2 protein-coding genes are annotated in these 2,732 nt (G+C 70.8%); one reads left to right on the top strand and one right to left on the bottom strand.

The window, feature by feature from the left end; all coding sequences use genetic code 11:
- Positions 1-995: helix-turn-helix transcriptional regulator (locus GKQ77_RS31235; RefSeq protein WP_219692482.1), on the bottom strand; the 995-nt coding region annotated here is incomplete at its 3' end.
- Between the two features lie 142 nt (positions 996-1,137).
- On the opposite strand from GKQ77_RS31235, the gene GKQ77_RS31230 reads away from it, so the two are divergent.
- Complete coding sequence (locus tag GKQ77_RS31230) at positions 1,138-2,673, top strand: MFS transporter (RefSeq protein WP_219692481.1); 1,536 nt, start codon at positions 1,138-1,140, stop codon at positions 2,671-2,673.
- Positions 2,674-2,732: the final 59 nt, after the last annotated feature.

The following is a 2,732-nucleotide window of genomic DNA, read 5'->3' as shown; positions in this document are numbered from 1 at the left end:
TCGCTGACCCCCTCCCCGGCATCCCCCGTCGCGCGCGTCAGGCGGTGGGCCAGGGCTCTTAGGTATGTCACCAGTTCCGGGGGGCCGTGGGGTGTGAAGTCGCAGTCCGTTATGGCCAGGCGGACCGCCAGCCATTCGATGGAGTCCGTCGCCGTGCCGCGCAGGCGGCAGTGGCCGGCGTCCAGGGGCTCGACGGTGCCCAGTGCCGATGGCAGCCGCGCCGCGACGAACTCGGCCGGTGCCGCGAACGTCACGTCGATCTCGTACGACCGCTGGCCCCGCCCCAGCGACTGCCGGATGAACTCGGCCGCGTCCCCCTTCGGCAGCTCCCGCGGCGCGAACCTCGCCCCGGTGGCGAACGGCTCGGTCACCCGGTCGACCCGGAAGGTCCGCCAGTCCTCGCGGTCGATGTCGTACGCCACGAGATACCACCGCCGCCCCGTCGACACCAGGCGGTACGGCTCGGTGAGCCGCCGCGTCTGCGTGCCGTCCCCCGCCCGGTAGGAGAACCGCAGCCGCTCGTGGCCCGCCGCGGCCGACGCCATCACGGTCAGCGTCTCCGGCGCGATGCTCGCGCCGTCCCCACTGGTCAGCGGCATCGTCGCGGTCTGCAGCGCGGAGACCCGGTGGCGCAGCCTGGCCGGCAGGACCTGCTCCAGTTTGGCGAGCGCCCGTACCGACGCCTCCTCCACGCCCTCCACCGCGTGCCCCGCACCGGCCCGCAGTCCGACCGCGATCGCCACGGCCTCCTCGTCGTCGAGGACGAGCGGCGGCATGGCCTTGCCCGCGACCAGGCGGTAGCCGCCGAGGGCGCCCTGCGACGCCTGTACCGGATAGCCCAGGTCCCGCAGCCGGTCCACATCGCGCCGCACGGTCCGCCGGCTCACCCCGAGCCGCTCGGAGAGTTCGCTGCCGGGCCACTCGCGGGGCGTCTGGAGGAGCGAGAGCAGTTGGAGGAGCCGGATGGGGGTCTGGGCACCCGTGGCCCCCGTCACGCGCCCACCCGATGCGCCGCCGCGGTCACCTTCGGTGTCTTACTCGTCGTCTCACTCGCCGTCTTGCTCCTCGTCTTCATGAGACTCAGCATGCGCGGTAAATAGGAACTCTTATGACCTACATGGCTCCTAACCTTCCGGCATGAGTTCTTCCACCACCACCCTCCCCGAAGCCAGGCCGGAAACGGACCGGCGCCGATGGTTCGCCCTGGCCATCGTGATGACCGCCGCCTTCATGGACCTAGTCGACGTCACGATCGTCAACATCGCGATCCCGTCGATCCAGCGGGAGTCCGGCGCCACGTACAGCCAGATCCAGTGGATCACCGCGGGTTACGCACTCGCCTTCGCCGCCGGTCTGATCACGGGCGGGCGGCTCGGTGACATCCACGGCCGCAAGCGGCTCTTCCTGATAGGCATCACCGGCTTCACCGTCGCCTCCGCGCTCTGCGGCTTCGCGGCCAACCCGGAGATGCTGGTCGCCTCGCGCATCCTGCAAGGCGGCATGGCCGCGCTGATGGTCCCGCAGGTGCTCTCGATCGTGCACGCCACCTTCCCCGCCCACGAGCGCGGCAAGGTCTTCGGGCTCTTCGGCATGGTCGTCGGCCTCGGCGCGGTCTCCGGACCGCTGCTGGGCGCGCTGCTCACCGAGTGGAACCTCTTCGGCCTGGAGTGGCGGCCGATCTTCCTCATCAACCTGCCGGTCGGCATCGCCGGGATCATCCTCGGCCGGAAGTTCATCACCGAGTCCAGGGCCCCGAGGGCCCTCAAGCTCGACCTCGTCGGCGTCGCCCTGGTCACGGCCGCGATGCTGATGCTCGTCTACCCCCTCACCCGCGGCCGCGAGCTGGGCTGGCCCGTCTGGGGCCACGTCATGATGGCCGGCTCGCTCGTCGTCTTCGGCGCGTTCGTCGCGTACGAGAGGTGGAAGACCGCGAAGGACGGCTCGCCGCTCGTGGAGCTGTCGCTGTTCAAGGTGAAGAGCTTCGCCGCGGGCATCGCCGTGCAGACCGTCTTCGGCATCGTGATGGGCGTCTTCTTCCTCGTCTGGACCCTGTACATGCAGTACGGCCTCGGCTGGACGCCGCTGCGTGCGGGCCTGACCGGGGTGCCGTTCTCGATCGCGGTCTCGGTGGCGGCCGGTATGTCGGTGCAGAAGCTGGTGCCCCGCTTCGGCCGCAAGGTGCTCCAGGCGGGCGCCCTGACCATGGCGGCGGGCCTGCTGGTCTACATCTGGGAGGCGGACCGGTACGGCGCGGACATCGCGCCCTGGCAGATGGCGCTCCCGCTGGTGGTGATGGGCCTGGGCATGGGCCTGATCGTGGCGCCGCTGACGGACGCGGTCCTCTCGGAGGTCCCGAGGGAACACGCCGGTTCGGCGTCCGGGCTCATCAACACCGTGCAGCAGATGGGCACCGCGCTCGGCCTCGGCCTGGTCTCGGTGGTCTTCTTCGGAGTGATCGACGAACACGTCACACCGAGCCGGCTCCCCGCGGAGTACGTGGCCGGTTTCCAGAACGCGCTGTGGTGGGTGGCGGGCGTGCTCATAGCCATCTTCCTGATCATGTTCGCCCTCCCGAAGAGGCCGAGGCAGCACGTGGAGGGTGGAGCGGGCGACGAAGAGGACCTCGCGCCGAAGGCGGAAGCCCCGGAGCGGGAGCCGGCACTGGCCCCCTGAGCGACCCGGCGCGGGGGGCGCCCCGTCAGGGGCGCGGGGAACTGCGCGCCCAGCCACAA

It is taken from the genome of Streptomyces anatolicus (assembly GCF_019400875.1).
In the GTDB taxonomy this organism is placed as follows: Bacteria; Actinomycetota; Actinomycetes; order Streptomycetales; family Streptomycetaceae; genus Streptomyces; species Streptomyces anatolicus.
This window is presented reverse-complemented; position numbering and strand designations above follow the sequence as displayed.